Annotated in this window: 27 protein-coding genes; 24 read left to right on the top strand and 3 right to left on the bottom strand. The window is 62.3% G+C overall.

Annotation, left to right across the window (positions count from 1 at the left end):
* Positions 1-23: 23 nt before the first annotated feature.
* Positions 24-3377 (top strand): mechanosensitive channel MscK, encoded by a 3354-nt coding sequence (gene mscK, locus AB4O45_RS15500; RefSeq protein ID WP_095181005.1) that lies wholly within the window; start codon positions 24-26, stop codon positions 3375-3377.
* A 48-nt stretch (positions 3378-3425) separates the two neighbouring features.
* Positions 3426-4889 (top strand): protein adenylyltransferase SelO, encoded by a 1464-nt coding sequence (gene selO, locus AB4O45_RS15495; protein ID WP_460160267.1) that lies wholly within the window; start codon positions 3426-3428, stop codon positions 4887-4889.
* Positions 4890-4894: 5 nt separating this feature from the next.
* Here the strand turns inward: selO and mazF are convergent, their stop codons facing one another.
* Both mazF and mazE read right to left on the bottom strand, forming a co-directional pair.
* Positions 4895-5257: a type II toxin-antitoxin system toxin MazF gene (gene mazF, locus AB4O45_RS15490; protein ID WP_056787412.1), complete on the bottom strand. Its 363-nt coding sequence runs from the start codon at positions 5255-5257 to the stop codon at positions 4895-4897.
* On the bottom strand, positions 5257-5526 hold the full coding sequence (gene mazE / locus AB4O45_RS15485) for a type II toxin-antitoxin system antitoxin MazE (RefSeq protein ID WP_008077592.1): 270 nt from the start codon (positions 5524-5526) through the stop codon (positions 5257-5259). The genes mazF and mazE overlap by 1 nt, the downstream gene beginning before the upstream one ends.
* Before the next feature lie 236 nt (positions 5527-5762).
* Between mazE and trxC the strand changes: the two genes are divergently transcribed.
* Complete coding sequence (trxC, locus tag AB4O45_RS15480) at positions 5763-6197, top strand: thioredoxin TrxC (protein WP_095181008.1); 435 nt, start codon at positions 5763-5765, stop codon at positions 6195-6197.
* Positions 6198-6329: 132 nt separating this feature from the next.
* Here trxC and AB4O45_RS15475 read toward each other — a convergent pair whose 3' ends face one another.
* On the bottom strand, positions 6330-7100 hold the full coding sequence (locus tag AB4O45_RS15475) for a ParA family protein (RefSeq protein WP_056787407.1): 771 nt from the start codon (positions 7098-7100) through the stop codon (positions 6330-6332).
* A gap of 356 nt (positions 7101-7456) precedes the next feature.
* Between AB4O45_RS15475 and AB4O45_RS15470 the strand changes: the two genes are divergently transcribed.
* From AB4O45_RS15470 to AB4O45_RS15370, 21 genes are read left to right on the top strand one after another with little or no spacing between them, the layout of a single operon-like run.
* Entirely contained in the window at positions 7457-8182 is a 726-nt protein-coding gene (locus AB4O45_RS15470) for a beta-ketoacyl synthase chain length factor (protein WP_041477598.1), read from the top strand.
* A complete protein-coding gene (locus AB4O45_RS15465; protein WP_041477597.1) occupies positions 8158-8970 on the top strand; it encodes a lysophospholipid acyltransferase family protein in 813 nt (270 codons plus the stop codon). Before AB4O45_RS15470 ends, AB4O45_RS15465 begins: the two co-directional genes overlap by 25 nt.
* Positions 8948-9223, top strand: a complete 276-nt coding sequence (locus AB4O45_RS15460; protein ID WP_039756723.1) for a phosphopantetheine-binding protein — start codon at positions 8948-8950, stop codon at positions 9221-9223. Before AB4O45_RS15465 ends, AB4O45_RS15460 begins: the two co-directional genes overlap by 23 nt.
* A 9-nt stretch (positions 9224-9232) precedes the next feature.
* Complete coding sequence (locus AB4O45_RS15455) at positions 9233-9487, top strand: acyl carrier protein (RefSeq protein WP_150638062.1); 255 nt, start codon at positions 9233-9235, stop codon at positions 9485-9487.
* Positions 9484-10029, top strand: coding sequence for a COG4648 family protein (locus tag AB4O45_RS15450; RefSeq protein ID WP_041477595.1), 546 nt, complete (start codon positions 9484-9486; stop codon positions 10027-10029). The genes AB4O45_RS15455 and AB4O45_RS15450 overlap by 4 nt, the downstream gene beginning before the upstream one ends.
* Positions 10026-11705 carry an acyl-CoA synthetase family protein gene (locus AB4O45_RS15445; protein ID WP_252868666.1) on the top strand — a complete coding sequence of 560 codons (1680 nt, stop codon included), beginning with the start codon at positions 10026-10028 and terminating at the stop codon, positions 11703-11705. The genes AB4O45_RS15450 and AB4O45_RS15445 overlap by 4 nt, the downstream gene beginning before the upstream one ends.
* Positions 11698-12432 (top strand): glycosyltransferase family 2 protein, encoded by a 735-nt coding sequence (locus AB4O45_RS15440; protein WP_056787395.1) that lies wholly within the window; start codon positions 11698-11700, stop codon positions 12430-12432. The genes AB4O45_RS15445 and AB4O45_RS15440 overlap by 8 nt, the downstream gene beginning before the upstream one ends.
* Positions 12429-13376 (top strand): LpxL/LpxP family acyltransferase, encoded by a 948-nt coding sequence (locus AB4O45_RS15435; protein WP_016772029.1) that lies wholly within the window; start codon positions 12429-12431, stop codon positions 13374-13376. The genes AB4O45_RS15440 and AB4O45_RS15435 overlap by 4 nt, the downstream gene beginning before the upstream one ends.
* Positions 13357-14901 carry an HAL/PAL/TAL family ammonia-lyase gene (locus tag AB4O45_RS15430; RefSeq protein ID WP_460160266.1) on the top strand — a complete coding sequence of 515 codons (1545 nt, stop codon included), beginning with the start codon at positions 13357-13359 and terminating at the stop codon, positions 14899-14901. The genes AB4O45_RS15435 and AB4O45_RS15430 overlap by 20 nt, the downstream gene beginning before the upstream one ends.
* Positions 14894-15319, top strand: a complete 426-nt coding sequence (locus AB4O45_RS15425; protein WP_056787385.1) for an acyl-CoA thioesterase — start codon at positions 14894-14896, stop codon at positions 15317-15319. Before AB4O45_RS15430 ends, AB4O45_RS15425 begins: the two co-directional genes overlap by 8 nt.
* Positions 15316-15918: an outer membrane lipoprotein carrier protein LolA gene (locus tag AB4O45_RS15420; RefSeq protein ID WP_056787382.1), complete on the top strand. Its 603-nt coding sequence runs from the start codon at positions 15316-15318 to the stop codon at positions 15916-15918. The genes AB4O45_RS15425 and AB4O45_RS15420 overlap by 4 nt, the downstream gene beginning before the upstream one ends.
* Complete coding sequence (locus AB4O45_RS15415) at positions 15902-18232, top strand: MMPL family transporter (RefSeq protein ID WP_460160265.1); 2331 nt, start codon at positions 15902-15904, stop codon at positions 18230-18232. Before AB4O45_RS15420 ends, AB4O45_RS15415 begins: the two co-directional genes overlap by 17 nt.
* Entirely contained in the window at positions 18229-19392 is a 1164-nt protein-coding gene (locus AB4O45_RS15410) for a cation:proton antiporter (RefSeq protein ID WP_460160264.1), read from the top strand. The genes AB4O45_RS15415 and AB4O45_RS15410 overlap by 4 nt, the downstream gene beginning before the upstream one ends.
* Positions 19379-20626 carry an NAD(P)/FAD-dependent oxidoreductase gene (locus AB4O45_RS15405; RefSeq protein WP_460160263.1) on the top strand — a complete coding sequence of 416 codons (1248 nt, stop codon included), beginning with the start codon at positions 19379-19381 and terminating at the stop codon, positions 20624-20626. The genes AB4O45_RS15410 and AB4O45_RS15405 overlap by 14 nt, the downstream gene beginning before the upstream one ends.
* On the top strand, positions 20623-21348 hold the full coding sequence (locus AB4O45_RS15400) for a class I SAM-dependent methyltransferase (protein ID WP_095181020.1): 726 nt from the start codon (positions 20623-20625) through the stop codon (positions 21346-21348). The genes AB4O45_RS15405 and AB4O45_RS15400 overlap by 4 nt, the downstream gene beginning before the upstream one ends.
* Entirely contained in the window at positions 21348-21959 is a 612-nt protein-coding gene (locus tag AB4O45_RS15395; RefSeq protein WP_460160262.1) for a hypothetical protein, read from the top strand. Before AB4O45_RS15400 ends, AB4O45_RS15395 begins: the two co-directional genes overlap by 1 nt.
* Positions 21956-23152, top strand: a complete 1197-nt coding sequence (locus AB4O45_RS15390; protein ID WP_460160261.1) for a beta-ketoacyl-[acyl-carrier-protein] synthase family protein — start codon at positions 21956-21958, stop codon at positions 23150-23152. The genes AB4O45_RS15395 and AB4O45_RS15390 overlap by 4 nt, the downstream gene beginning before the upstream one ends.
* Entirely contained in the window at positions 23149-23613 is a 465-nt protein-coding gene (locus AB4O45_RS15385) for a hotdog family protein (protein ID WP_056787367.1), read from the top strand. Before AB4O45_RS15390 ends, AB4O45_RS15385 begins: the two co-directional genes overlap by 4 nt.
* Positions 23606-24334 (top strand): 3-ketoacyl-ACP reductase FabG2, encoded by a 729-nt coding sequence (locus AB4O45_RS15380; RefSeq protein ID WP_460160260.1) that lies wholly within the window; start codon positions 23606-23608, stop codon positions 24332-24334. Before AB4O45_RS15385 ends, AB4O45_RS15380 begins: the two co-directional genes overlap by 8 nt.
* Entirely contained in the window at positions 24334-25560 is a 1227-nt protein-coding gene (locus AB4O45_RS15375; protein ID WP_150741717.1) for a beta-ketoacyl-ACP synthase, read from the top strand. Before AB4O45_RS15380 ends, AB4O45_RS15375 begins: the two co-directional genes overlap by 1 nt.
* Positions 25561-25589: 29 nt before the next feature.
* On the top strand, positions 25590-26033 hold the full coding sequence (locus AB4O45_RS15370) for an excinuclease (protein ID WP_095181023.1): 444 nt from the start codon (positions 25590-25592) through the stop codon (positions 26031-26033).
* The last annotated feature ends 70 nt before the right edge of the window (positions 26034-26103 follow it).

Here is a 26103-nt window from a genome sequence, read left to right as displayed (position 1 = left end):
TCTCACTTGCTTGACCGGTCTCTATGCCTACCCTGCGCTCCTTTTTCGCCGCGGCCCTGCTGGGCCTCAGTCTTGTCGTCGGCCCGCTGCATGCTGCCGAACCACCGTCCAGCGATGCCGTGCAGGCCAGCCTCGACAAGCTGGCTGACAGCAAACTGCCGGACGCCGACAAGAAGACCCTGCAGACCGTCCTGCAGAACACCCTCAATCAACTGAACAACCAGCGTGATTACGAGCAGAAGCTGATCGATCTCAAGCGTCAGCTGGCCAACGCGCCGAAGCAGACGATTGAAAATACCCGCGAACTGAGCCGCCTCAAGGCCACCGCACCGGTGCCGGTAGCGCAACGTTTTCCGAAAGAGTCGATCCAGCAACTGGAGCAGATCCTCACCGATCGCTCGACCCAGCAAAGCGATCTGCAAAAAGCCCTGGCCGAAGCCAACAGTCTGATCATCACCGCGCAGACTCGCCCCGAGCGTGCGCAGGCGGAGATTTCCGCCAGCCAGACGCGCATCCAGCAGATCAACACCATCCTCAAATCCGGCAAGGACACGGGCAAAACGGTCACCGCCGAACAGCGCGACCAGTTGAACGCCGAACTGGCCGCACTCAATGCGCTGATTCCGCTGCGCCGCCAGGAACTGGCTGGCAACACCCAGTTGCAGGATCTGGGCAACGCTCAGCATGACTTGCTCTCGGAGAAATCCGATCGCCTGGACCGCGAGATCCAGGAACTGCAAACCCTGATCAACCAGAAGCGTCTGGCGCAGTCGCAGGAAACCGTCACCCAGCAATCGATCGAAGCGCAGAAGGCCGGCGGCAGCAGCCTGCTGGCGAGCGAGAGCGCGACCAATCTCAAGCTTTCCGACTATTTGCTCAAGAGCACCGACCGTCTCAACGAAGTCACGCAGCAGAACCTGCAGACCAAACAGCAACTCGACACCCTGACCCAGAGCGATTCGGCGCTGGACGAACAGATCAGCGTGCTCAAGGGCAGCCTGTTGCTGTCGAAAATTCTCTATAAACAGAAGCAGGCGCTGCCGCACTTGAAGGTCGACCGCGACCTCGCCGACCAGATTGCCGATATTCGCCTGTATCAGTTCGATGTCAGCCAGCAGCGGGAGCTGCTGAGCAACCCGGCGACCTATGTCGACAATCTGCTGGCCACCCAGCCGCCGGAGCAGGTCACCCCGCAACTGCGCAAAAGCCTGCTCGATCTGGCCAACACCCGTGCTGATCTGCTCGAGCGGCTGAACCGCGAGTTGAGCGCGATGCTCAACGAATCGATCACCCTGCAGCTCAACCAGAAACAACTGCTGAGCACCGCGCAAAGCCTGCGCGCGACCCTCGACGAACAGATGTTCTGGATCCCCAGCAACAAGCCGCTGGACGTGGAATGGATGCGCGGTGTGCCCGAGCGTCTCGAGCGACAGGTCAACACCCTGCCCTGGGCGTCGAGCCTGAGCGAACTGACTGACGGCCTGACCCAGCGGCCATTGTTGTTTCTGCCATTGGCGCTGCTGATCGGCGCCCTGTTGTGGCGCCGCAAAGCGCTGTACGGAAGACTCAACAAGGTTCACCAGGACATCGGCCACTTCAAGCGCGACAGCCAGTGGCACACGCCGCAGGCGATTCTGATCAACATCCTGTTGGCGATGCCGGTGGCGCTGGGTCTGGCGCTGTGCGGTCTGGCCCTGCAGATCGACGCGCGCGGGCAGAACGCCAATATGGGCGCGGCGCTGTTGCAGATGGGTCAGGCCTGGCTGGTGTTCTACACCGCGTACCGGATTCTCGCGCCGGGTGGCGTGGCGGAATTGCACTTCCGCTGGGAGAAGCCGCAGGTCGAGTTCCTTCAGGGCTGGGTGCGTCGATTGGGCCTCGTGGTCATGGCGCTGGTGGCGGTGGTGGCCGTCGCCGAGTTGCAACCAGCGGCGCTGGCCGATGACGTGCTCGGCATGCCGGTGGTGCTGACCTGCTATGCGTTGATGGCATGGCTACTCAGTCGCCTGCTGATCAGCAGCCCGACGCACCAGAATGCCTCGCTGTTCCGCAAAGCCGTCGGTGTGATGTTCACGCTGCTGCCGATCGCCCTGTTTGTTGCGGTGTGCTTCGGCTACTACTACACCGCACTGAAACTCAGCGACCGCTTGATCAATACCCTGTACCTGCTGATGTTCTGGCTGGTGATCGAGGCCACCTTCGTGCGTGGCCTGAGCGTTGCCGCGCGGCGCCTGGCTTACCAGCGCGCGCTGGCCAAACGGCAGGCGGCGAAAGAGGCCGGCGACGGCGAAGCGGTGATCGAAGAGCCGACGCTGGATATCGAAAAGGTCAACGAACAGTCCCTGCGCCTGATCCGTCTGGCCCTGCTGGGCGGTTTCATCGCGGCGCTGTACTGGGTCTGGTCGGACCTGATTTCGGTGTTCTCGTATCTGGACAACATCACCCTTTACGAATACACCAGCGGCACCGGCGCCAACATGAGCATGGTGCCGATCAGCATCGGCGACATGCTCGGCGCGCTGATCATCATCGGTATCACCTTCGCTCTGGCGCGCAACTTGCCCGGCCTGCTCGAAGTGTTCGTGCTGTCCAAACTCAATCTGGCCCAGGGCAGCGCTTATGCGACAACCACGCTGCTGTCCTACGTAATTGCCGGCGTCGGTTTCGTCACCACCCTGTCGACCCTCGGCGTCAGTTGGGACAAGTTGCAGTGGCTGGTGGCGGCGCTGTCGGTGGGCCTCGGTTTCGGTATGCAGGAGATCTTCGCCAACTTCATCTCCGGCATCATGATCCTCTTCGAACGCCCGGTGCGGATCGGCGACACCATCACCATCGGCAACCTGTCGGGCACGGTGAGCAAGATCCGCATCCGCGCCACAACCATCACCGACTTCGACCGCAAGGACATCATTGTCCCGAACAAAACGTTCATCACCGGGCAACTGATCAACTGGTCGCTGACCGACACCATCACCCGCGTAACGCTGAAACTCGGCGTCGACTACGGCTCGGATCTGGATCTGGTCAAGGAGTTGCTGCTCAAAGCGGCTCGGGAGAACCCGCGCGTGCTCAAAGAACCTGAGCCACACGTGTACTTCCTCAACTTCGGCGAAAGCACCCTCGACCACGAACTGCGCATGCATGTGCGCGATCTCGGTGACCGCAACCCGGTGCTGGATGAGGTCAACCGCTTCATCAATCGCGAGTTCAAGAAGCAGCACATCAACATCTCGTTCCGGCAGATGGAGGTTTATCTGAAGAACCTCCACGGTCAGGAATACAAGATGGTGCCTGTGGAGCCCGAGAACAAAACCATCGTGCCGATCGTCGACGGACAGAAACCGTTGCCGGAACCGCCACCGAGCAAACTCGACTAACCGACATGGTCCCAGCAGAATGCTCGGACATTCTGCTGGAGCCGGCCCGTGAAAGCCCTCGACGAACTGACTTTCGACAACCGCTTTGCCCGGCTGGGCGACGCGTTCTCCGCGCACGTGCTGCCCGAACCGATCGACAATCCGCGTCTGGTGGTCGCCAGCCCGGCCGCTCTGGCCTTGCTTGATCTCGATGCGGCCAGCGCCGACACCGAAGAATTCGCGCAACTGTTTGGCGGCCACAAGCTGTGGGCCGATGCCGAGCCACGGGCGATGGTGTATTCCGGGCATCAGTTCGGCGGTTATACCCCGCAACTGGGTGACGGGCGCGGCCTGCTGCTGGGTGAGGTGTACAACAACGCTGGCGAGCATTGGGACTTGCACCTCAAAGGCGCCGGGCAGACGCCGTTTTCACGCATGGGCGATGGCCGCGCGGTGCTGCGCTCATCGATTCGCGAGTTTCTCGCCTCCGAGGCGCTGTTTGCGCTGAACATTCCATCTTCGCGGGCAGCCTGCGTGATCGGCTCCGACACGCCGGTCTGGCGGGAAAAGCAGGAACGCGCGGCGATGGTGCTGCGTCTGGCGCCGAGCCATATCCGCTTCGGCCACTTCGAATATTTCTACTACACCAAGCGCCCCGAGCAGCAGAAACAGCTTGGCGAGCATGTGCTGGCGATGCACTTTCCCGAGTGTCTGGAACAACCGGAACCGTATCTGGCGATGTTTCGCGAGATCGTCGAGCGCAACGCCGAGCTGATCGCCAAGTGGCAGGCCTACGGCTTCTGTCACGGCGTGATGAACACCGACAACATGTCGATCCTCGGCATCACCTTCGACTTCGGCCCGTTCGCCTTCCTCGATGACTTCGACGCGCATTTCATCTGCAATCACTCCGATGATCAGGGTCGCTACTCGTTCAGCAATCAGGTGCCGGTGGGCCAGTGGAACCTCAGCGCGCTCGCCCAGGCACTGACGCCGTTCATCAGCGTCGAGGCCCTGCGTGAAACCCTCGGCTTGTACCTGCCGCTGTTCCAGGCGCACTACCTCGACCTGATGCGCCGTCGCTTCGGCTTCACCACCGCCGAGGAGCAGGACCAGCAACTGCTGGAAAACCTGCTGCTACTGATGCAGAACAGCGGCGTCGACTACACGCTGTTTTTCCGCCGCCTCGGTGAAGAGTCAGCCGAACAGGCCATCGCCCGCCTGCGCGACGATTTTGTCGATATCAAAGGTTTCGATGCCTGGGGCGAACGCTACGTCGCCCGGGTTACCCGCGACGGCAATGCCGATCAGGCACAACGCCGCGCACGGATGCATGCAGTCAATCCGCTGTACATCCTGCGCAATTACCTTGCGCAAAAAGCCATCGATGCGGCCGAGCAAGGCGACTATTCCGAGGTGCGCCGATTGCATGCGGTGCTGAGCAAACCGTTTGAGGAGCAGCCGGGGGTGGAGGGTTACGCCGAGCGGCCACCGGAGTGGGGCAAGCATTTGGAGATCAGTTGTTCTTCGTAGGCGCTTCAGCTTAGCGGGTCGATTGCACTGATTACACGGTCGACGATGTCAGACATTGTCACGTCATCCAGTCGCTCGATGAATTTGGCCGTGCCGTCTCGTACCCGTTGTTCTATGTCAAAACTGCGAACCTGATTACACACCGCTACACCATTGGTTTCGTGGCCAGTAATGGCGACCGCCAAACCCATATACCGGCTGAAATTCCCACCGCTAGTAACAGGCACCGTCATGCTCACGCCCAATGCGTTGATCTCTCTGGGCGTGATCACCACAAAGCGATGTCTGTTCATCATCTCCCGCCCCGCCACTGGGTTTGGATCAATCCAGTAAACGTCACCCCGCTGAGGGGGCTGTCGGCGCACCATCAACCCAGCTCCCGGCCGACAGAATCACCTTCAAGGGTCTCGCTAGTCTGGGCGTTAAGTTTCTGCAATTCTTCTGCGCCTTCGAGTAGCTCTGACAAACTATAACGCTTACGCGTAGCGGCTACGGCTGGACGAGCAATCAGTTCGCCATCGACCACATTCAGCTCTAGCTGTGCGCCAACCTCCAGATGCAACAACTTTAAAAGCGTGGGCGGAATCGTAATGACGGCAGCGCCACCTTGGCGGCGTATCTTGGAAGTTACGGACATTATGTCGCTCCGATTTGATGCATAGGAATCATCGATTCCTGGATTAGTGCAACAAAAGTAGCACGCTTATAAAGACAAAGCGATCTCCTCACGACAAGCGTAAAACGCCGAATTGGTCTTCAGACTAGCCATCGATCCCGGAACTGTTTTGAGAAAAATGTGAGCAGTGGCGACATTGATAAATTGGCAGATCGACTCCAAATCAGTTCTATAGACTGCCTATCAGAGAACCAATCATGACCACCCCACTCCTCATCCCCTGCCCCTCCTGCAATGGCGTCAACCGCATTCCAGCCGAGCGTCTCGCCGATCAACCCAAGTGCGGACGCTGCAAATCTGCGGTACTGCTGAGCAAGCCTTTCGAACTCAAGCAAGGCGATTACGCCAGTCAGATCAAGGGCGATCTGCCGTTACTGGTGGATGTCTGGGCGGACTGGTGCGGGCCGTGCAAGTCGTTCGCGCCGGTGTTCGAACAGGCTGCGGCGCAGTTGGCGGGCAAGTGCCGGCTGGCCAAGCTCGACAGCGAGGCGAACCAGCAGTTATCGGCGCAGTTGGGGATTCGCTCGATTCCGAGTCTGATTCTGTTTAAAAACGGCAGGGAAGTGGCGCGACAGAGCGGTGCGTTGCCATTGCCGCAGTTGATGGCGTGGCTGCGTAGCCAAGGCATCTGACCCAACACAGATCCCCCTGTGGGAGCGAGCCTGCTCGCGAAGGCGGTCGATCATTCAGCGCCGATGTTGAATGTGCCGGCCTCTTCGCGAGCAGGCTCGCTCCCACAGGAGATTTGCGTGTGAGTCGGAAAATCAGTGGCCTTCCAGCAAATTGTGCAATTCGACGAATTGCTGCGTGAGCTTGTGCCGTGGGTCGAGGTGGATCAGCGGCATGCTGGCCTGGTGCGACTCGCGCATGCGCACCGAACTGCTCAGGTACACCGGTAATACCGGCAAGCCTTCGGCGATCAACTCATCGAGCATCTGCTGCGGCAGGCTGGCCCGCGCCTGAAACTGATTGACCACGATGCCTTCGACTTCCAATCCTTCGTTGTGGTCATCCTTCAACTCTTCGATCTCGGCGATCAGCCCATACAGGGCCTGACGTGAAAAGCTGTCGCAGTCAAAGGGGATCAACACTCGATCTGCGGCAATCAGCGCCGATACCGCGTAGAAATTCAGTGCCGGCGGGGTATCCAGATAAATCCGGTCGTAATCCTCGGACAATTCGTCGAGCAACTTGCGCAGCTTGTTGATCTTGTGTTTCGCCTCGAGCTTGGGCTGCAGGTCAGCCAGCTCGGCGGTGGCAGTAATGATGTGCAGGTTGTCGAACGGCGTTTCATAGATGTCCGCCTGATTCTTTTTCGAGAACGGCCCGGACGACAGGGTCTGTTTGAAGAAATCGGCGATGCCCATCGGAATGTCATCACCGGTGAGCCCGGTCAGATACTGAGTGGAATTGGCCTGGGCATCGAGGTCGACCAACAACGTGCGATAACCCTCGCTGGCGCTGACCGCCGCCAGATTGCAGGCGATGCTGGATTTGCCCACGCCACCTTTCTGATTGAACACCACGCGCCGCATGACCAAACCTCCGTGTATCAAAGAATGACCGAGTGTAGTTGGCGGTGACCGCGCTTCGCTACCTTCACCGACATGGACTACGTCGTCAGGTGTAAAAATCGACGCCCAGGCATGGAAAAAACCGCCAGCCATTACGGAGACACCTGACAGACACGCCGCGTCAAATCTGGATAATGGCCAAGTGATAGCCATACAGCGAACCGCTCGGTACATTTTGTTGGGCAAAATGTAACCAACATTTGCTACACACCCGTCGCACCGGGATAATGCGCGCCACCCGGCGCCCTGCGCCAAGCCAAGCCTGCTGCGGCGCTGGCGACTCAACGCGTCAACGAAAGCCCGCAGGGGCGGGATGAATGTCCGTGATCAACTTCAACATCGCCCAATGGCGCGCGTGGGCCCCGGGGCTCGACAGCGTGGACGCCTGGCAGGCCTGGAGCCGACAACCGGTCGTGCTGCAGAGCAGTGATGCCGCGCCCGATGTGTCGTTTCTGCCGGCCATGCAGCGCCGCCGCCTCAGCCGCCTGGCGCGGATGGCCTTCAGCGTTGGCTGGCCGCTGGCCGACGGGCGGGACAATCTGCCGCTGGTGTTCGTCTCGCGGCACGGCGAAACCCCCCGCACGTTTGAAATCCTCCGCGATCTGGCCACCGAGCAGCCCTTGTCGCCGACCCAATTCAGCCTGTCGGTGCATAACGCGATCATCGGTTTGTGGTCGATCATGCGCGGTGAAACCAGCGAAATGACCGCCCTCGCGGCGGCTGGCGATGGTCTGGAACATGGCATGCTCGAAGCGGCGGCATTGCTTGATGAAGGCGCACCGGCGGTGCTGCTGGTGATCACCGAAGAGCAGCCGCCCGAGGCGTATTCGCAGTGGGTCGATGATGTGCCGTTCCCTTATGCGCTGGGCTTGTTGCTCACGCCCGGTACCGACTGGCGGCTGACCCTGAACAGCAGCACCGAAACCCGGTCAAAGGCGCACTGGCCGCACGCGCTCAACCTGCTGCGAACCCTGCTCGGCCAGCAACCTGACTGCCAACATGCGTGGAAAAATCGTGTATGGACCTGGCATCGCAACCCGTGACCGCCAAACACCGCGACGCCTACTACTGGCGCCTGCTGGCCACTGCTGCGAGCTTCGCCTTGTTCGGGCTCGGCGGGCTGTGTCTGCGCCTGCTGGTATTTCCGCTGCTCGGCTGCCTGCCCGGTGACGCGCTGGTCCATCGCCTGCGCGCGCGGCGTACGGTCAGTCGCTTGTTCTGGTTTTTCGTGCGTTTCATGGCCCGCACCGGCGTGCTCACTTACGACATTGAGGGTGCCGAGCGCCTCGGTCGCCCGGGGCAGATGATCATCGCCAACCACCCGTCGCTGATCGATGTGGTGTTTCTCATCGGTCTGGTGCGCCACGCCAATTGCGTGGTGAAAAAAACCCTCTGGGAAAACCCGTTCACCCGTGGCCCGCTGCGCCGCACCGAGTACATCAGCAACGACGGCAGCATGGACATGCTCGACGCCGCCGCGCAGTCATTGCAGGACGGCCAGACCCTGATCATTTTCCCCGAAGGCACCCGCACCCAGCCGGGGCAGGCGCCGGCCTTTCATCGGGGGGCGGCGGCAATTGCCCTGCGCGGTGCGAAAATCGTTACCCCGGTGATCATCAAGGTCAGCCCGACCACCCTGACCAAAGCCGAGCCGTGGTATCGCATCCCCCATCGCCGCGTGCACTTCAGTTTTCGCGTGGGGGCCGATATAGACCCACAGACCTTCGCCGCGCAAGGCCCCGCACCGCAGGCCTCGCGCAAGCTCAACGATTATTTGCATGACTATTTCATTAAGGAGCTCGCCGCAGATGAGCGAACTGAACACCGCTAGCCTGGTGCGTGACATCAAACTGCTGATCATCGACGCCTTGGGCCTGGAAGACATCAGCCCCGAGGACATCGGCGACGAGCAGACATTGTTCGGCGAAGGCCTCGGCCTGGACTCCGTGGACGCGCTGGAACTGGGCCTGGCGATCCAGAAAAAATACGGCATCAAGATCGACGCCGATGCCAAGGACACCCGCAACCATTTCACCAACGTGGCCAGCCTTGCGGCATTCGTCACGGCAAAACAGGCAGCTTGAGACCGGACCATGCAAACTCGTGACGATATTTTCAACACCCTGCGCGATGCCCTGGTCGAGCTGTTCGAACTGGATCCCGCTTGTGTAAGCATGGAAGCCAATCTGTATCAGGATCTGGAAATCGACAGCATCGATGCGGTCGACCTGATCGATCACATCAAACGCCAGACCGGCAAGAAAATCGCCGCCGAAGAGTTCAAATCGGTGCGCACCGTCGGTGACGTGGTCGAGGCGGTGTTCCGTCTGGTTCAACCGGCCGCATGAGCCGACTGATCGGCCTGGGCCTGCTGCTGGCCGGTCTGCTGTACCCCTTTGCGGTGTATTTCGGCATGGAGCATTTCGCCCCGTGGCAATTTGCGCTGCTGTTGGGCAGCCTGTGGCTGGCGCGAGCCCTGACCGGCGAACGCAAGCCGGGCAGCCTGTGGATGGCGTGCGTGGCGATGGTTTTCTGCCTGCTGCTCGCGGTGTTCGACAGCCCGCAGCTGCTGCGCTGGTACCCGGTGCTGATCAGCGCATTCATGCTGGTGCTGTTCGGCGCAAGCTTGAAATTCGGCCCGCCGATGGTCGAGCGTCTGGCGCGCTTGCGTGAGCCGGAGCTGCCGCAGGTTGCCATTCGCTACACGCGCAAGGTCACGCTGGCCTGGAGCGTGTTTTTCTTCTGCAACGGTTTGTGCGCCGCCCTCCTCACCCTGTGGGCGCCGCTGGATTGGTGGATGTTGTACACCGGCCTGATCTCCTACGGATTGATCGGCCTGATGTTTGCCATTGAATGGCTGATACGACAACGGGTAAGAGGCCGTACATGAATTGGATAAAACTTGAGCAGCTGTTGCTCAAGGCACTGCCGGCACGGGCGATCTGCCAGGCGCCGGCACTCGATCACACGCAACTGCGAGCGCAGGCCCTGAGCGTCGCCGCGGGTCTGCAAAGCCAAGGCGTGAAAAGGCTGGCCGTGCATCTGGAAGATGCCGCCGACCTCGCCATCGCCCTGCTCGGCGCGTGGCGTGCCGGCGTCAGCGTGTTGCTGCCGGCGGATCTGCAAGCGCAGACGCGTCAGCGCTGGTCGCAGGAAGTCGATCTATGGCTGACCGATCAATCAGGCGATGCACAGCTGGACGACTTCACTCAGCCCGAACTGCCCGGTGCACAACTGGATCTCGATCAATGCCGCCTGAGCCTGTGCACTTCCGGCTCTAGCGGCGAGCCCAAGCGCATCGACAAGACCCTGCGCCAATTGGCCAACGAGGTCGAAGCGCTCGAACAGTTGTGGGGCGCAGACCTCGGTGAAGCCTGCATCATCGGCAGTGTCGCCACGCAACACATCTATGGCCTGCTGTTTCGCGTGTTGTGGCCATTGTGCGCCGGGCGCCCGTTCGTGCGCCGGCAACTGGCGTTCTCCGAAGACTTGCAGCGCGCCAGCCGCGAATACCCGGCCTTCGCCTGGGTCGCCAGCCCGGCGCTGCTCAAGCGCATGGGCGACAACCTCGACTGGCCGGCCCTGAGCGCGGTGCGCCGGGTGTTTTCCTCCGGGGGCGCGTTGCCGTCGGAAGCGGCGCAAAGCCTGCAACAGCGCTTGCAGCAATGGCCGACGGAAATCCTCGGCAGCTCGGAAACTGGCGGCATCGCCTGGCGTCAGGGCGATTCGTTGTGGCGGCCGTTTGCTGGCGTCGAACTGAGCCAGGACAGCGACGGCGCCCTGCTGATCGCCTCGCCTTACCTGCCTGCCGGCCATGTCGAACACAGCGCCGATGCCGCGCGCATTGCCGCCGATGGTCGCTTCGAACTGCTGGGGCGACTGGACCGCATCGTCAAACTGGAAGAAAAACGCATCTCGCTGCCGATGCTCGAGCAGGCCTTGGCAGCCCATGACTGGGTCGTCGAAGCGCGCCTCGGTGTGGTCCAGGAAAACCGCGCCTCGCTCGGTGCGCTGCTGGTGCTCAGCGAATCGGGCCTGTTCGCCCTGCGCGAGCACGGTCGCCGCGACCTGACCGAAACCCTGCGCAAACATCTGAGCCAACATTGCGAAGCCCTCGCCCTGCCCCGACGCTGGCGCCTGCTGCGGCAGATGCCATTGAACAGCCAGGGCAAACTGGCGCAAGCCGACGTCGAAGCATTGCTGCTGGCCGCGCGACCCAAAGCCCCCGAAGTGCTGGAGCAAAGCGAAAGCGACGGCGAGTGGAGCCTGCAACTCAGCGTGCCGCCGGATCTGGCCTACTTCAGCGGGCATTTTCCCAAGGCACCGGTGTTGCCCGGTGTGGTGCAGGTGGAATGGGCGCTGAATCTGGGTCGGCAGTTGCTGAAGCTGAATGGCGGGTTCGCGGGAATGGAGGTGCTGAAGTTTCAGCAACTGGTGCGCCCGGGTGATGAAATCCAGCTGCATCTGCGTTTCGATGCCGAGCGCGGCAAGTTGTATTTCGCTTATCGCAACGACACGGCGACCTGTTCCAGCGGACGCATTCTCCTGGGGCCTGCCCATGCATAACCCCTGCGCCGTAATCCCGGTATACAACCACGAAACCGCGATCACCACCGTGGTCGATGCCCTGCTCGCACAAGGTCTGCCGTGCATTCTGGTGGACGATGCCAGCGAGCCGTCCTGCGCGCGGGTGCTCGACACCCTGGCCGAGCGCGACAGGGTTTTTCTGGTGCGCCTGACGGCCAATCAGGGCAAGGGCGGCGCGGTGATGACCGGTCTGCGTGAAGCCTCGCGTCTGGGTTACAGCCATGCCTTGCAGGTCGATGCCGACGGCCAGCACGATTTGCACGACGTCGCGCGCTTCGTCGGCGAATCCCGCGGCCATCCCGAGGCGATGATCTGCGGCTATCCGCTGTTCGACGAGAGCGTGCCGAAAGGGCGTTTGTACGCTCGCTACCTGACGCACGTGATGGTCTGGATCAACACCCTGTCGTTGCAGATTCGCGATTCGATGTGCGGCTTCCGTGTTTATCCGCTGGCGCCGACTCTGGCCGTGATCGACTCGGCCAAAGTCGGCAAACGCATGGATTTCGACTCGGACATTCTTGTGCGGCTGGCCTGGCGCAATCAGCCGATGCGCTGGCTGCAGACCAGCGTGCATTACCCGCTGGACGGCGTGTCGCACTTCCGCCTGTTCCACGACAACGCGCTGATTTCCAGCATGCACACGCGGCTGTTCTTCGGCATGTTGCTGCGTTGGCCGGTGATCCTCTGGCGGCGGTGGAAACCATGAGCGAAGAAGTCGACAAGAAGCACTGGGCCGACCGCGAAGAGCGCGGAAGTTTCCTGCTGATGAAATTCACCGCGTTCGCCGCCAAAGTCCTCGGACGGCGCCTGCTCAGCCCGTTGCTGTACGGCATCGTCCTGTATTTCTTTTTGTTCGGCCGGATCGCCCGGCGCAGTGCCTGGCAGTACCAGCAGCGGCTGGCCGCGTGGAGCCAGCGCGACGACCTGCGTCCGAGCCACTGGCGGGTGTTCGGCCAGTTCATGACCTTCGCCGATTCGCTGCTCGACAAGCTCGATGTGTGGAACGGCAAGCTGAGCATCGAGCAGATCGAAATCATCGACCCGGCGCTGCTGCGCAAGCAGTTGCGCGGCAGTCGCGGGCAACTGCTGGTCGGCGCGCATCTGGGCAATCTCGAAGTCTGCCGGGCGCTGGCGGAGATCGGCGAAAAAGTCACCATGAACGTGCTGGTTCACACCAAGCACGCCGAGCAATTCAACCGCTTGCTTGGCGAGGCCGGGGCGACCAATCTGCGCCTGATTCAGGTCAGCGAACTCGACCCGGTGATCATGCTGCAACTGCATGAACGGCTGGAACGCGGCGAGTGGCTGGCGATTGCCGGTGACCGCGTGCCACTGCACGGCGGGCGCAGCGTGACGGTGGATTTTCTCGGCCACCCGGCGCCATTTCCGCAAGGCCCGTGGTTACTGGCCGGCCTGCTCAAGTGCCCGGTCAATCTGCTGATGTGCCTCAAGCAACCCGACGGCCACTATCGCCTGACTCTCGAACCGTTCGCCGACGCGGTGGTGTGGACACGCCGCGAACGCGAGCAGGTCATTCATCAGTGGGCCACCCGCTACGCGCAGCGCCTGAGTCACTATTGCCTCGAAGCCCCGCAGCAATGGTTCAACTTTTACCCTTTCTGGAAGACCGATGACGACGCCAACCCATGAGCCGGTAACCTTCGGCGAACGCCCTTTGCGCATCGAAGACGTGCTGGCCCTGGCCAACCGTCAGGCGCCCGTGCAGTTGCAGGCTGACGCCGACTATCGCGAGCGCATCGCCAAGGGCGCGCGGTTTCTCGATTCGCTGCTGGACAAGGAAGGTGTGATCTACGGCGTCACCACCGGTTACGGCGATTCCTGCGTGGTCGCGGTGCCGCTGCATCACGTCGAGGCGCTGCCGCGTCATCTCTACACCTTTCATGGTTGCGGCCTGGGCAAACTGCTCGACGCGCAGGCGACCCGCGCGGTGCTGGCGGCGCGCTTGCAGTCGTTGTGTCACGGCGTTTCCGGGGTGCGCGTCGAACTGCTCGAGCGTCTGCACGCGTTTCTCGAATACGACATCCTGCCGCTGATTCCCGAAGAGGGTTCGGTGGGTGCCAGCGGCGATCTGACGCCGTTGTCCTATGTCGCCGCAACCCTGTCCGGCGAGCGCGAAGTGCTGTTCCGTGGCGAACGTCGTCAGGCTGCCGACGTGCATCGCGAGCTAGGCTGGACGCCGCTGGTGCTGCGCCCGAAAGAGGCGCTGGCGCTGATGAACGGCACGGCGGTGATGACCGGCCTCGCCTGTCTCGCTTTCGCCCGCGCCGATTACCTGCTGCAACTGGCCACGCGCATCACTGCGCTCAACGTCGTCGCGCTGCAAGGCAATCCGGAGCACTTCGACGAACGCCTGTTCGCCGCCAAACCGCACCCGGGGCAGATGCAGGTCGCCGCGTGGCTGCGCAAGGATCTGGCGATCGACGCGCCGACCGCGCCACTGCATCGTCTGCAGGATCGTTACTCGCTGCGTTGCGCGCCGCATGTGCTCGGCGTGCTGGCCGACAGCCTGAACTGGCTGCGCGGCTTCATCGAAACCGAGCTGAACAGCGCCAACGACAACCCGATCATCGATGCCGAAGCCGAGCGCGTTCTGCATGGCGGGCACTTCTACGGCGGGCACATTGCGTTCGCTATGGACAGCCTGAAAAACCTCGTGGCCAACGTCGCCGATCTGCTCGATCGGCAATTGGCGTTGCTGGTCGACGAGCGCTACAACCACGGCTTGCCAAGCAACCTCTCCGGCGCGCCAGCCGATCGGGCCATGATCAATCACGGCTTCAAAGCCGTGCAGATCGGCACCAGCGCCTGGACCGCCGAAGCACTGAAAAACACCATGCCGGCCAGCGTGTTCTCGCGCTCCACCGAGTGCCACAACCAGGACAAGGTGAGCATGGGCACCATCGCCGCCCGTGATGCGATTCGCGTGCTGGAGCTGACCGAACAGGTCGCCGCCGCCACGCTGCTCGCCGCCAATCAGGGCGTGTGGCTGCGCGCTCAAGCCGCCGATGCGCGCCCGCTGCCGCCGGCACTGGCAGCGATGCACAAAGAGCTGGGCAAGGACTTCCCGCCGGTCATCGAAGACCGCGCGCTGGAAGGCGAACTGCGCCTGTGCCTGCAACGCATCGCCGCGCAACACTGGAGGCTGCATGCGTAGTGCCGGAGTGCTTCACGCCGATACCGAGATTCTCGTGCCGTTTTTCGACGTCGACACCATGCACGTGGTCTGGCACGGCCATTACGTCAAATACCTCGAAGTCGCGCGCTGCGCGTTGCTGGACAAGATCGGCCACAACTACACGCACATGGTCGAGTCGGGTTACGCCTGGCCGATCATCGATCTGCAATTGCGCTACGTGCGCAGCGCGGTGTTCGGCCAACGGCTGAACGTGCGCGCCAGCCTGATCGAGTGGGAAAACCGTCTGAAGATCAATTATCTGATCAGCGACCTGCAGACCGGCGAGCGCCTGACCCGCGCAAGCTCTGTGCAAGTCGCTGTGGAAGTCAGCAGCCGCGAGATGCAACTGGCCTCACCCAAAGTCTTCACCGATGCCGTGGAAAGGATGCTGCGATGAATGTGTTGTTCAAAAGCCTTGGCGCGTTGGCGCTGCTGGCCGTGTCGTCATGGGCCAATGCCTTCGACCTGCAACAACTCAGTGAACAACTGGCGAAACCGGATGTTATCCACGGCCAGTTCACTCAGGAAAAACACCTGCGCGCCCTGCCGCAGCCGCTGATCAGCAAGGGCAGCTTCGTCCTCGCGAAAAATCATGGCCTGCTGTGGCTGTTGAAAACTCCGCTGCAACAGGATTACCGCATCACCGCCAATGGCATCGCCCGCCGTGACACCAATGGCTGGCAACTCCTGCCGAACAAGAGCGCCGGTGCCGAGCAGAACCGTTTGTTCCTCGCCGTGCTGCAAGGTGACAGCAGCGGTTTGCAGCGCGATTTCGAACTGGCCCTGAGCGGCACGGCGCAGCAGTGGCAACTGACCCTGACGCCGCGTTCGATGCTGCTCAAGCAAGTGTTCCAGCAGATCAATATCGATGGCGGCGCCCTTGTGCAAACCATCGAGCTGCTGGAAACCCAAGGCGACAGCACCCTGCTGCGCATGCAGGACAGCACGGCCGAGCAACCCTTGAGCGAAGCGGAGCAACATGACTTTGCCGAGTGAACGCAAGCTGCCCTGGCTGTTTCTGAGCCTGCTGCTGGCCGTTGTCGTGCTGGCTGCCTGGCAGTGGCGCGACGGTGCGCCGCTGTCGGCCAATCTCATGGAGCTGGTACCCGGGACCAGTCCAGACGCGCTGGAGTTGCGCGCCGAACAGCGCATGCAAGAACCGCTCAATCGCGAAATGCTGGTGCTGGTCGGCCACGCCGATCGCCAGCAAGCGCTGACCATGGCCCAGCAACTGGGCGAACAATGGCAGGCCAGCGGTCTGTTCGAAACCGTGCAATGGAACCTGCAAGCCGACTTGCCGGCGCTGCGCAAGCAATTGCTGCAAGGACGCCTTGCGATGCTCTCGGCGGATGATCGGCAGCTACTCAGCAAGCACCCCGACGCGTTCATCCAGCAGCGAGTACAGGCGCTGTTCGATCCGTTCAGCGGCTTTACCCTGGTGCCGAGCCAGGACGACTGGCTGGGCCTGACCGGGCGCATCCAGAACAGCCAGCCGAAACATGGCGCAGTGCAACTGGACATTGGCAGCGGCGCACTGGTCGCCGATGCCGACGGCAAGAGCTGGGTGATGCTGCGTGCGCGCACCACCGGCAATGCCTTCGATATGAACCTGCCGCTGCAAGTTGCGGATCTGCTCCAGCACAGCCGCGAACAGGCGGCGAAAGGCGACGTGCAGTTGCTCGCCGCCAGTGGCCTGCTCTACGCCGCCAACGGCCAGCAACAAGCCACCCGCGAAATGACCTGGGTCGGCGGTGGTGCGACGGTTGGCATTCTGCTGTTGCTGCTGTTGGCGTTTCGCCGCTGGGGCGTGCTGCTGGCATTTGTTCCGGTGCTGGTCGGCATGCTGTTCGGCGCGGTGGCCTGCGTGGCGCTGTTCGGCCACATGCATGTGATGACGCTGGTGCTCGGTTCGAGTCTGATCGGCGTCGCCGTCGATTACCCGCTGCACTATCTGTCCAAGAGCTGGAGCCTCAAGCCGTGGCGCAGCTGGCCGGCCCTGCGCCTGACCTTGCCGGGGCTGACCCTGAGCCTGATCACCAGCGTTATCGGCTACCTAGCGCTGGCCTGGACACCGTTCCCGGCGCTGACGCAGATCGCCGTGTTCTCCGCCGCCGGCTTGCTCGGTGCCTATCTGTCGGCGGTCTGCCTGCTGCCGGCGCTGCTGAAAAATGTCCAACTGCGCCCGGCGCAATGGCCGCTGCGTCTGGCCGAGCGCCTGATTCATCTGCGCGAGGCGCTGCTCGGTTGCATGCGCACGCCCGCGCTGCTGGCCCTGCTGATCGCCTTCTGCATCGGCGGCTTGATGCAGTTGCAGAGCAAGAACGACATCCGCCAATGGGTCGGCGCGCCGCAGCATCTGACCGACGAAGCGCAGACCATCGCGCGCATCACCGGGTATCAACCGACCAGCCAGTTCTTCCTGATCCGCGCTGCCAATCAGGAGCAATTGCTCGAGCGCCAGGCAGCGCTGAGCGAACGGCTGCAGCAGCTGGTCAACCTCGACAAACTGCAAGGCTATCTGGCCCTTGATCAACTGGTCAGTGCGCCGAGCCAGCAACAGCAAGTGCGCGAATCACTGAACAAGCTGCCGTCGTTCTGGCAACCGCTGCTCGATCTCGGCGTGCCGGCGGCTGCGTTGCAAAATGAATTGCAGCAGTTGCAGACCCTGCCCGCCGAAGACATCGACGCCGCGCTGGCCGGCCCGCTCGGTGAGCCGTATCGGACACTGTGGCTTGGACCGACTGAAGACGGCGTCGCAGCGATGACCAGTTTGCAGGGCTTGAACAATCCGTCGTTGTTGCGCGTGCAGGCGCTCGATTTGCCGGGAGTGGTGCTGGTCGATCGCCTCGGTGATCTGAACAAGGTGTTCGCCGCCACGCAGATCAGCGCCGCCGAACTGAAACTGGCCTCCTGCGTGTTGATCGTGCTGGTGCTGATGCTGCCGTTCGGCCTGACCGGCGCCCTGCGTATCGTCGCCCTGCCGCTGCTGGCGGCGCTGTGCAGTCTGGCCAGCCTTGGCTGGCTCGGTCAGCCACTGACCCTGTTCAGCCTGTTCGGCCTGTTGCTGGTGACGGCGATCAGCGTCGATTACGCAATCCTCATGCGCGAACAGGTGGGCGGCGCGGCGGTGAGCCTGCTCGGCACCTTGCTCGCCGCCGTCACCACGTGGCTATCGTTCGGCCTGCTGGCGGTGTCCAGCACCCCGGCGGTGAGCAATTTCGGCCTGTCGGTGAGCCTCGGCCTGGCGTTCAGCTTCATGCTCGCGCCGTGGGCCGGGCGCCATGAACCGGTTGCGGAGCCAGCGGCATGATGGTCTTCGGCTTCTGGTTGCTGGCCTTGGCGCTGTTTGCCCTGGCGACTCGTGTCGGCCGTCACTTCGGCCTGATTCCGATCGTCAGCCAGTTACTGCTAACGAGCTTCGGTTTGCCGTTGCTGATGTATTTCTGGATCGAGCCGGGCTGGCAGCTCAGCGGCGCACAACTGATCGCCCCTGACTGGCTGAAAGATCTCTACAGCCTGAGCTTCGCCTTGCTGCTCGGGCACATCCTCAGCGATGTCATCGATCTGCGTCTGGATCGCCAGAGCGTAAAAATCGCTGTGCCGAGTTTCGCTGTGCCGTTCGCTTGCGGGCTGGCGGTCGCGTATTGGTTGCTGCCGTCGCAGCCGTGGCTCAGCGCATTGGCCATCGGACTGGTCTTCGCCATTACCGCGATCCCGGTGTTGTACCTGTACCTGCGTCATATCGATTACCCGCCCGCTGCCACGCGGCGGCTGGTGCAGACCGCGATCCTTATCGATCTGACTTGCTGGACGCTGTTCGGCCTAGCCCAAGGCAGCCTGCACCTGAGCAGCCTGTTGCTGCCTGTGGCCATGGCCGGCGTGCCGCTGCTTTTGCACCTGCTGCGCGCGCGTCGCCCGCTGACCTACAGCCTCGGCTTCTTCGCGTTGCTGGTCATGGCCGAGCATTACAAACTCAACGCGCTGATTTTCGGCATCGGCTACCTGCTGTGCATGGCGCTGTTGAAAGTGCCGTTGGTGCTGCCGTTGCCGGCGCGCTGGATGAGCCGTTTGCAGACATGGATCGCGATCCCGCTGATCCTCACGTTCGGCATCGTTCAGATCGACGTGCACAGCGCCCTCGCCAGCCTCGACGCCGGGCAATGGGCGGCGCTGCTGCTGTTGCCGATTGCCAGTAAACTGCTCGGCAACTGGCTCGGCCTCGGTTGGGCGGGCGCCTCGTTCGCTGGCGCCAGCCGCTGGCGCGAAAGCGTGCTGCTGAACATTCGCGGCCTGAGCGAAATCGTCTTTCTCAACCTGCTATTGCAACAACAACTCATCACCCCCGCGCTGTATTTCGCGCTGATGCTGATGGGTCTGATCGCGACGCTGCTGCCGGCCCTTATCGGTCTGCATCGCGCGCCCCTGAATCTGAACAGTCCCTTGCCCCGGAGCTCACGTGCCAATCGTTGAAATGGAATCCCGTCAGGTCGTGATCATCGGTGCCGGCCCGTCCGGTGCTATCGCCGCAGCCCTGCTCAAACGCAAGGGCCACGATGTGCTGGTGCTCGAGCGCCAGCACTTCCCACGCTTCTCCATCGGCGAGAGCCTGCTCAGCCACTGCCTGGATTTCGTCGAAGAAGCCGGTATGCTCGACGCCGTCAACGCCGCCGGGTTCCAGCGCAAGACCGGCGCGGCGTTTGCCTGGGGCGAGCGCTACAGCGCTTTCGATTTTGGCGACACTTTCACCGCCGGCAAGCCGACCACGTTCCAGGTGCAGCGCGCCGATTTCGACAAGTTGCTGGCCGATCAAGCGGCATTGCAAGGTGCGGAAATCCGTTATGGCGATGCGATTGTCAGCGTCGATTTCGATCAGGCGAAACCACAACTCGATGTGCGCCGCGAAGATGGCAGCGAGTATCGCGTCGAAGCCAATTTCGTCCTGGACGCCAGCGGCTACGGCCGCGTGCTATCGCGCTTGCTCGACCTCGAAGCACCTTCGAATTTCCCGGTGCGTCAGGCCGTGTTCACCCATGTCGAAGATCACATCGACAACCCGGCGTTCGACCGTGAAAAGATCCTCGTCACCACCCATCCCGAGCATCGCGATGTGTGGTTCTGGACCATCCCGTTCAGCAATGGCCGCTGCTCGATAGGCGTGGTCGCGGCTGAGGAACATTTCCGGGGCCGCGACAGCGATCTCGATGCCTGCCTGCGCAGCTTCATCGCCGAGACGCCGAGCCTCGCCGGGGTTCTGAACAACGCGGTCTGGGACACCCCGGCGCGCACCCTCGGCGGCTATGCGGCCAACGTGAAAACCCTGCACGGCCCGGGCTTCGCGCTGCTGGGCAACGCCGCAGAATTCCTTGACCCGGTATTCTCCTCCGGCGTGACCATCGCCATGCGTTCGGCGAGCATGGCTGCCGGCGTGCTGCACCGCCAGTTGCAGGGTGAAACGGTGGACTGGCAAAGCGAATTTGCCGAACCGTTGAAACGCGGCGTCGATACCTTCCGTTGCTACGTCGAAGGCTGGTACGCCGGCACCTTCCAGGACGTGATTTTCTATGAGGACAGCCAAGCGGAAATTCGCCGGATGATCTGCTCGATCCTCGCCGGTTACGCCTGGGACGAGCGCAACCCGTTCGTCAGTGAAGCGCGGCGCCGGCTGAAGATGATTTCCCAACTCTGCGCGCAGGACGCCTCATGAATTACTTGAGCGACAGTTACGTCGAGGAAACCCGCTTCGGTCTCTGGTTCTTGCGCAGCCACACCTGGCAGCGCCATGTGCTGCGCGTGGCGATCAACGATTTGCGTGGATTATTCAGTGAGCCGCTGCCGGAACACCCGGTGCTGCTCGACGCCGGTTGCGGTCAGGGCAAGTCCTTCGGCCACCTGCGTCAGACCTTCGCCCCGCAGCGACTGATCGGCGTCGACGCCGACCCGCACAGTTTGCAACTCAGCGCCGAAGAGGCCACCCGCCTGGGCATGCCAGTCGAGTTGATCGGCAGCGATTGCGCCACGCTCAACGTCGCCGATGCCAGCGTCGACCTGCTGTTCTGCCACCAGACCTTCCATCATCTGGTCGAGCAGGAAAAGGCCTTGGCCGAGTTCTATCGCGTGCTCAAGCCAGGCGGCTATCTGCTGTTCGCCGAATCCACCGAGGCTTACATTGATACCTGGGTGATTCGCTGGCTGTTCCGCCATCCGATGCATGTGCAGAAGAGCGCCGCCGGCTACCTGCAGATGATCCGCGAGCAGGGCTTCGAGTTTGCCGAGCGCAATGTGTCCTACCCGTATCTGTGGTGGAGCCGGTCGAAGGATTTTGGTTTGCTGGAGCGGTTGGGGTTGAGCAAACCCAAGCCATTCGGTGAGCGCGAAGAGACGCTGGTAAACGTCGTCGCGCGCAAGCCATTGCAGGAATCTGTCTGATGTACGGCTATCGATCTGAACACCTGAAACCCTGTGGGAGCGAGCCTGCTCGCGAAAGCGGTGTATCAGTCAGCCAAAGTGGCGAATGTCAGATGGCATTCGCGAGCAGGCTCGCTCCCACAGGGTTTGCTGCATGGCTGGCGATCGTTTTGTCAGCCTTGCTGTTTAGTGCCTGCGCCAGCCAGCCACCGCTACCAGCGGCCAACCCGACGCTGCCTCTGCCGCTGCAACTGCACATTGAGCGCGAGCAAGCCGGGCAGCGTCAGGACTGGCTGCTGGTGATCCAGCGCGAAGGCGCCGGCACGCGGTGGTCGATGATGGATCCGCTGGGCATTCCCCAGGCCCGCCAGCAACTGATCGACGGGCACTGGCAGGCCGACGGTCTGCTGCCGCCGAACCCGGAAGCGCGGGAGTTGTTCGCCGCATTGCTGTTCGCCCTGACGCCTCCTGCCGAGCTGCTGCGCAACTATCCCGACGCCCGACAACAGGCCGATCAGCGTTCACTGCCGGCGCGCTGGAACATCCGCTATTCACAACCGTTGAGCTTCCAATTGAATCTGCCCCAAGGCCCGCAATATCGCGTTTCCCAGTTAGGTGAATCGACGCCATGACCGCTTACCTGAATGCCCTAGGCGTGATCTGCGCCCTGGGACGCGACAAGTCTGAAGTCGCGCGCAATCTGTTTGCCGGAGACTGTTCGGGAATGCGCCGCGAGTCCGGCTGGGTCGCCGAACGTGAACTGCCTGTCGCCGGCGTACACGGTGAATTGGCGCCGATCCCCGCGGACCTGGTCGAGCACAGCAGTCGCAACAATCAGCTGCTGCTGGAAGCCGCGCTGCAGATTCGAGACGACATCGATCGTGCGATCCAGACCTTCGGCCGCGAGCGCATAGGCGTGGTGCTCGGCACCAGCACCTCAGGCATCGACGAGGCCAGCCGTGGTCTCGCGCATTACATCCGCGAACAGCAATTTCCCCGCGAGTACGACTATCGCCAGCAGGAACTTGGCGCCCCGGCGAATTTTCTCGCCGAATGGCTGCAACTGAGCGGCCCGGCCTACGTGATTTCCACCGCCTGTACCTCCAGCGCCCGCGCTTTAATGAGCGCTCAGCGCCTGCTCGATCTGGGCCTGTGCGACGCGGTACTGTGCGGCGGCGTCGACAGTCTGTGCAAGCTCACGCTGAACGGTTTCTCATCGCTGGAAGCCGTTTCAGATGAGCGCTGCAATCCGTTTTCCACCAACCGCAACGGCATCAATATCGGCGAGGCAGCGGTGCTGTTCGTGATGAGCAAACAGCGCGGCGAAGACCCGGGCATCGCCCTGCTGGGTGCGGGCGCCAGCTCGGATGCGCACCATATCTCCGCACCGGAGCCGAGCGGTCGCGGCGCCCTGCAAGCCATGCAAAAAGCCCTTGGCCGCGCGCATCTGCAAGCCACGCAGATCAACTACCTGAACCTGCACGGCACCGCCACCCAACACAACGACGCGATGGAAAGTCTGGCGGTCGCGGCGCTGTTTCCCCAAGGCGTCGCCTGCTCGTCAACCAAGCCGCTGACCGGCCACACCCTCGGCGCTGCCGGCGCGCTGGAAGCGGCGTTCTGCTGGCTGAGCCTGAGTGCCGACAACCCTGAGCAGGCGTTGCCTCCGCATATCTGGGACGGCCAGGCCGATCCCGCGCTGCCGCCGCTCAAGTGGGTGACCGCGAGCGAACGCCTGACGTCCATTGCACCGCGCTACCTGATGAGCAACTCGTTTGCCTTCGGCGGCAACAACGTCAGCCTGATTATCGGAGACGCCCCATGAGCCACTGGCCGCTCGCCGAACTGCTGCCGCATGCCGGCGACATGATTCTGATCGACGCCATCGAGCGCTTCGATGACGAGCAGATTTTCACTCGCCTCACGGTCAAGCCCGACGGCCTGTTCAACCTGCCCGACGGCAGCCTGCCGGCGTGGGTCGGCGTTGAGCTGATGGCGCAGAGCGTCGCCGCTTTCGCCGGTTGCCACGCCCGGCAAAAAGGCAATCCGCCGGAGCTGGGCTTTCTCCTCGGCACGCGCAAATTCGAGTGCAACGTCGAAGCCTTTGCGCCTGGCAGCGTGCTGACCATCCACGGCCTGCGCTCACTGGAAGACGACAACGGCATGGGCGTATTCGAATGTCACATCCACGGTGACGGCATACATGCCAGCGCCCGGCTGAACGTGTTCCGTCCGCCGCATGCCAACCAATATCTGCAACAGACAAAGGAGTCGCACGATGACTGAATCCGTACTGGTCACCGGCTCCAGCCGTGGCATCGGCCGCGCCATTGCCTTGCGTCTGGCGCAAGCCGGGCACGACATCGTCCTGCATTGCCGCAGCGGCATGACCGAAGCCCAAGCGGTGCAGGCCGAAATCGAAGCGCTGGGCCGCAGCGCACGCATCCTGCAATTCGACGTCGCCGACCGCGAATCCTGCAGAAGCATTCTCGAAGCCGACGTTGAAAACCATGGCGCCTATTACGGCGTGGTGCTCAACGCCGGGCTGACCCGCGACGGCGCGTTTCCGGCGCTGAGCGATGACGATTGGGACGTGGTCCTGCGCACCAACCTCGACGGTTTCTACAACGTCCTGCACCCGGTGATGATGCCGATGATCCGTCGTCGCGCCGCCGGGCGCATCGTCTGCATCACTTCGGTATCGGGCCTGATCGGCAACCGTGGCCAAGTCAATTACAGCGCCTCGAAGGCCGGCGTGATCGGTGCGGCAAAGGCGTTGGCGATCGAGCTGGGCAAGCGCAAAATCACCGTTAACTGCGTCGCCCCTGGCCTGATCGACACGGCCATGCTCGACGAAAACGTGCCGGTGGAGGAACTGATGAAAATGATCCCCGCGCAACGCATGGGCGCCCCTGAAGAAGTGGCCTCTGCGGTGAATTTCCTGATGTCGGCGGAAGCCTCGTACATCACCCGTCAGGTCCTGGCGGTCAACGGAGGCCTGTGCTGATGAAGCGCGTCGTCGTCACCGGCATGGCCGGCATCACCTCGCTGGGCAGCGACTGGCCGACCATTGCCGGCAATTTCGCGGCCAATCGCAGCGGCATTCGCCGCATGGACGAGTGGGATCGCTTCACTGAGCTCAACACGCGTCTGGCCGGACCTATCGATGATTTCCTCGTACCGTCGCACTGGACCCGCAAGCAGTTGCGCAGCATGGGCCGGGTTTCGCGACTGGCGGTCGGCGCAGCAGAAAAGGCTCTGGCCGATGCTGGCCTGCTCGGTGACGAATCGATCAAGGACGGGCGCATGGGCGTCGCTTGTGGTTCATCTACCGGTAGCACTGACGAGATCAAAGCCTTCGGCAACATGCTGCTCAACTCGGTGGCCGAGGGGCTCAACGCCAACTCCTATGTGCGGATGATGCCGCACACCACCGCCGCCAATATCAGCATTTTCTTCGGCCTCACCGGGCGCCTGATCCCGACCTCCAGCGCCTGCACCAGCGGCAGCCAGGGCATCGGCTACGCCTACGAGGCAATCAAGTTCGGCCGCTTGCCGTTGATGCTCGCCGGCGGTGCCGAAGAACTGTGCCCAACCGAAGCCATGGTGTTTGACGCGCTGTACGCCACCAGCTTGAAAAACGATGCACCCCAGACCAGCCCACGCCCGTACGACAAGGGCCGCGACGGTCTGGTGATTGGTGAAGGTGGCGGCATGCTGGTGCTTGAAGAGCTGGAACACGCCCTCGCCCGTGGCGCGCACATTCACGCGGAAATCGTCGGTTTCGGCAGCAACGCCGACGGCCAGCACACGACCCGCCCGGAACAGGTCACCATGCGCCGCGCCATGGAGCTGGCCTTGGAAGATGCCGGCCTCAGTCCGGACGCCATTGGCTATGTGAACGGCCACGGCACCGCGACCGAACAGGGCGACATCGCCGAAACGTTGGCCACCAGCGGCTTGTTCGGCGAACACATGCCGATCAGCTCGCAAAAGAGCTTTCTCGGCCACACCCTCGGTGCCTGCGGTGCGCTGGAGTCATGGTTCAGCATCGAGATGCTCAACAGCGACCGTTACGTGCACACCTTCAACCTCGACGAGGTCGACCCGCACTGCGGCAAGCTCGATTACCTGCGCGGCGAGTTTCGTCAGATGCACCACGATTACGTGATGAACAACAACTTCGCTTTCGGTGGCGTCAACACTTCGTTGATCTTCCGCCGCTGGGCATAACCGAATCAATCCAGGTCAAGGAGACCTACATGCACTTCAAGAAATTCGCCGCCGTTACCCTGCTGCTCTGCGCCCTGCCAGCGGTCAGCCAGGCCCGCGACACGGCGGTCTACCTGCCATTCGACAAAGCCGTCGCCGAAGCCACCCGCTCCGGCAAGATCGATGGCAGCGTGAAATTCTATCTGGCCGGCAACACCCCGGCCGGTAAAGTCACCGTGGTCAGCGCCGACGCCGTGACCAACAAGAAAACCAACGCCTTCAACAAGTCCGACGAAGTCGCCTGCGAATGGGTTGCCCAATCGGCAATCATCAGCCTGCACCAGGCCGCGAAAAACGCCGGCGCCAACGCCGTGACCAACATCGTCAGCTTCTACAAGCGCAACGAGCGCAAGGACGCGCAAACCTACGAATGCCACGCCGGCGCGATCATGGCGGGCGTTGCGCTGAAGGGTGATTTGGCGAAGGTTCAGTAAACGCCAGAAATGACAAAGGGCGCCGTTTGGCGCCCTTTTTTTGCGCTGATTGAACAGCATCTACACTCGC

It is taken from the genome of Pseudomonas sp. S2_B10 (genome assembly GCF_054668425.1).
Note: the sequence above shows the minus strand (reverse complement) of the source record. Positions and strands in the feature narration are given on the sequence as shown.